Below are 258 nucleotides of genomic sequence, written 5' to 3'. Positions count from 1 at the left end.
ACCTGCTCTGTCGTGAATATTGAATTCCCAATCGATCGCAAACTCAAACTTTTCCCCAGAAGCCACCGGCTGAGGCAAGTCAATGCGCATCATAGTCTTGTTGATCGCGACTGGCAGGTCTTTTCCTGTGGCAACTTTGACAGATTTGATCTGATAGCCAAGCTCCTCGTTGTGCCAGATGATGGTTTGAAGCTGCGTCATCGACATACGAGGGTTGATGCTGCTAGGCTGTGTCTTGTAAGTATCAGTATCCTTAGC

1 pseudogene is annotated in these 258 nt (G+C 48.1%); it reads right to left on the bottom strand.

Annotated elements, in window-relative coordinates:
- Nucleotides 1-258: pseudogene (locus tag I5349_RS13865) on the bottom strand (M1 family peptidase); the annotation flags it as partial.

This window comes from Penaeicola halotolerans (assembly GCF_016464625.1).
Classification (GTDB): Bacteria; Bacteroidota; Bacteroidia; order Cytophagales; family Cyclobacteriaceae; genus Penaeicola; species Penaeicola halotolerans.
This window is presented reverse-complemented; position numbering and strand designations above follow the sequence as displayed.